Source organism: Streptomyces sp. NPDC059917, assembly GCF_042730635.1.
Lineage (GTDB): Bacteria > Actinomycetota > Actinomycetes > Streptomycetales > Streptomycetaceae > Streptomyces.
In genome coordinates, this window is record NZ_JBHWLC010000187.1 from 1 (window position 1) to 1,745 (window position 1,745).

At 75.1% G+C, this 1,745-nt stretch carries 1 protein-coding gene; it reads left to right on the forward strand.

Features of this window, described 5'->3' with window-relative positions; translation table 11 throughout:
* A partial coding sequence (locus ACFWAR_RS39370; protein ID WP_385788542.1) for a zinc-binding dehydrogenase occupies positions 1-1,745 on the forward strand: 1,745 nt, incomplete at both ends.

Below are 1,745 nucleotides of genomic sequence, written 5' to 3' on the forward strand. Positions count from 1 at the left end.
CCCACCACCATCAACATCACCCTCACCGACCCCACCGGAACACCCACCCTCACCATCGACGAACTCACCCTCAGCACCATCGACCCCACCCGGCTGGCCGGCCCCGCGGCCGCCCCGGCGAATCCGCTGCACGTGCTGGAGTGGAGCCCGCTGGCCGCGGCCGGTGATGCGGCCGGGGCCGGGCTCGGTGGGGTCGGGGTGGTCGGGGCCGATCCGCTCGGGCTGGCCGGGGCGCTGGGCGGCGTACCGGCCTACGCGGACTTCGACGGGTTGCGGGCGGCGCTGGACGCCGGGGCCGAAGTGCCCGCGCGGGTACTCGTGACCTTCGGCGGGGATCCGGGGGTCGAGGTGCCCGAGGCCACGCACGCCCTGGTGCGGGAGGTCACCGGCAGGCTCCAGGAGTGGCTCGGTGACGACCGGTTCACCGCTTCCGAGCTGGTGGTGGTCACCCGCCGGGCGGTGGCGACCCGGACCGGGCCCGAGGTGCGGGACCTGCCGGCCTCCGCGCTCTGGGGGCTCGTACGGTCGGCGCGGACGGAGAACCCTGACCGTTTCGCGCTCCTCGACCTGGACGCGCCGCCGGTCGGGGCGGAGGCGGCCGCCACGGTCGTCGCCGCGCTCGCGGCCGGGGTGCCCGAGGCCGCCGTGCGCGACGGCTCCGCGTACGTGCCCCGGCTGGTCCGGGCCGCCGACGCGGGCGGGATCCTGACTCCGCCCGAGGGGCTCGACAGCTGGCGGGTGGACGTCACCAGCCGCGGCACCCTGAGCAACCTCGCCCTGGTGGCGCACCCGGAGGGGGCCGCGGAGCTGCTGCCCGGGCAGGTTCGGGTGGAGCTGCGTGCGGGCGGCCTCAACTTCCGTGACGTGATGATCGGCCTGGGCATGTACCCGGGCGACGACGCGCGGATCGGTGGCGAGGGTGCGGGCGTGGTGACCGAGGTCGGGCCGGGCGTCAGCCGGTTCGCCCCCGGTGACCGGGTGTTCGGGATGATCCCCTCGGGGGCGCTCGGGCCCGTGGGCGTGGCCGATGAGCGCACGCTGGCCCACGTCCCGCGGGGGATGTCGTACCAGCAGGCCGCGGTGATCCCGGTGGTGTACCTGACGGCGTACTACGGGTTGGTGGACCTGGCGGGGCTGGCGGCGGGCGAGCGCCTGCTGGTGCACGCGGCGGCCGGTGGCGTCGGCATGGCGGCCGTGCAGATCGCCCGCCACCTCGGCGCCGAGGTCTACGGCACCGCCTCCCTTGGCAAATGGGACACCCTGCGCGCCCTCGGCTTCGACGACGCCCACCTCGCCAACTCCCGCACCACCGACTTCGAAACCCAGTTCCTGGCCGCCACCGACGGCCACGGCATGGACGTCGTCCTCGACGCCCTCGCCAAGGAATACGTCGACGCCTCCCTGCGCCTCCTCCCCCACGGCGGCCGCTTCCTGGAGATCGGGAAGACCGACATCCGGGACCCGGAGCAGGTGGCCGCCGACCACGCGGGGGTGCGGTACGCGGCGTACGACGTGCAGGACGCGGGTCCGGACCGGATCCGGGAGATCCTGGCCGAGCTGGTCGCGCTCTTCGAATCGGGGGTGCTCGCGCCGCCGCCGATCACGGCGTGGGACGTCGCGCACGCCCCGGAGGCCCTGCGCTTCCTGAGCCAGGCGCGTCATGTCGGCAAGGTCGCGCTGACCCTGCCCAAGCCCTTGGACCCCGACGGAACCGTCCTGCTGACCGGAGCCACCGGCTCACTCGG